The sequence below is a fragment of the Gilliamella sp. Nev6-6 genome, from assembly GCF_001690605.1.
Taxonomy (GTDB): domain Bacteria; phylum Pseudomonadota; class Gammaproteobacteria; order Enterobacterales; family Orbaceae; genus Gilliamella; species Gilliamella apicola_C.
Map to the genome: position 1 here is coordinate 1 of NZ_LZHP01000041.1, position 2,140 is coordinate 2,140.

At 34.1% G+C, this 2,140-nt stretch carries 2 protein-coding genes; both read left to right on the forward strand.

Annotation, left to right across the window (positions count from 1 at the left end):
• Positions 1-248: hypothetical protein (locus A9G42_RS14095; RefSeq protein ID WP_065652808.1), on the forward strand; the 248-nt coding region annotated here is incomplete at its 5' end.
• A gap of 189 nt (positions 249-437) precedes the next feature.
• A complete protein-coding gene (locus tag A9G42_RS05055) occupies positions 438-1,067 on the forward strand; it encodes a hypothetical protein (RefSeq protein ID WP_176700447.1) in 630 nt (209 codons plus the stop codon).
• Positions 1,068-2,140: the final 1,073 nt, after the last annotated feature.

Sequence of the window (2,140 nt, forward strand, 5' to 3'; positions counted from 1 at the left end):
ATGATCCTTATGCAAGAGCAAGAAGTATTATCGCAAAGCTATCAGATAAAGACCAAGAAAAGATTTTTAATTTTCTGCGTATAGTAATGATAGATACAATGTCAACAATTTTTGGCACCATAGATGGTTCATGTTTTCCTCCTAATATTAGTGGTGATTTCATTCTTGAGTATGATGGAGATGAAATACAAGGTTCATTGCAAGATGAGTTAATTGCCAAAGCGGAAGAGATTGGTGTCTACAATTAATGAATTAATCATTTTCCCCCGATCTGCTAGTAGGCGAAAAACACAACAAACAGGGATAGACCGACTACTGTTATGATTGCACCAACAGAATTGAAGCGATTGCCATCAAAGATACTGGGAAATTCTGCTATACGATGATACCCCAACCTATTAGCGGGATCGAAAGCGTGTTCCTAAAAAAAGAGGTCGATGCTAATTATGGCTAAACGTGTTGTTTGGAAGAAAAATGATCTAGTCAATATCCAATTACGTGATAATTTATACACAATTGGACAGATGCTAACCAGCCCTGAAATGCGCTTTTATGATATTTTCAATTCAGATGGTGCATGGCAGAATTTAGATTTAAATAAAATAGAACCCTTGTTCAGCGTTTTTGTTGGGAATGTGATTAATAAGTCGTTAATTCAAGGGAAAATAAAATCCACTACAGTAATACCCAGTTCAAAGCCTAGCGAAAGATATTGGATTGATGCCTATACTATTTTGGATGGAGATCATTACAAAGGTGACAAATTTAATTTTCATTTTTTAGGAGGAAAATTAATAGATCTTGTTCCTGATGCTAATGGCATTTTAAGTACAACTAGAGCACCAATTATCAAAGAAGATTTAACGCTTCCACAGGATCGTAAGCTTATTGAACAATATGAACTGACTAATATGTGGGGTGATGTGGATTTACGAGACCGCCTCTGTCGCTATTTTGATACAGGTATTAACCGTGATGATCTGAAGTTTGAAGTATTTCCTGGTTTATGGGATGACAGAGAAAAATTGCGTCCCCTGACACGCCACCTACCAGGGCCGCTTCGTTAAACAGATAATCAAAAGAAAACGAAATTTGATCCTCACCAAAATCTTAGACAATACTCGCCTCTATAGAGGCGTTATTAAAGTAATACGGCTTTTTATACTGCTCAGGCGATATCCAACCATGAGCTGACTGTCGGCGAACTTGTGTGAAGTAGATCTCAATATATTCAAATAGCGCTTTATTGGTTTACCCCGTATTTTGTCATCCACATCATGAATCATGTTATTTTTTAAACGTATGGAAAAAACTTTCAGTAACAGCATTATTCCAACAATTGCCAGCTCAGCTCATACTTTATCTCAACCTATGTTGTAACACTAACCATTTAAAATTCATACTGCAACATTGGCTTTATCAAGCACTAGGTAGTAATATCCCTTTAAGAAATTGACGACAGAATAAGACATTTTAAGTGTGTTACAAACTAAATGCCTATCAATATGCGAACTTGTTTGCTGTCCAATTACTTTTCGAGCAAATTAATCATTATCTAAAGGTATAACCAACGATTTAATGCATTGGACAACAATCATGAAATAGGCTTGTAACAAAAGGAGTAATGTTATTATTTTTCATCATTTTATAAAATAAAAACTTCAATAAAATCAATGGTTTTTCTGACTGATTTTTATCATGCCCAGCTAACCTTTCTCTCTGATATATCATAGCCGTTGACTCTGATATCATGTACTAAGCTTGTTGCACCTAAACGGGCTTTATGCTGCCAATAAAGCGCTTTGATATTATCAAACAACTTCCATTAATTTAAGCTCGCATTTTAGCCAAGCATAATAATCTGATACCCTCACGTTCAACTGACGACTAACTGGCAGTACCAGATACGATAACAACATTAATTAGTTTTCTTACATTTATTTTGCTTATTCTGTTTATTCAAATCAAACAATGTAGTTTTTATTATTTTCCATCATGTTTTGACGTGTCATTAATATGATAAATGCTAATTATGAATGGAAATAAACAATAAACTAATATAACCATAATTTTGTTATTTCCATTTTTTCCTTTTTATGTATCTACGTGGTGTTTCAAGAAAGCTAATAAAAAATACATA

Coding starts and splice junctions, on each gene's coding strand:
- A9G42_RS05055 (WP_176700447.1), top strand. CDS start 438: ATGCTAATTATGGCTAAACGTGTTGTTTGGAAGAAAAATGATCTAGTC.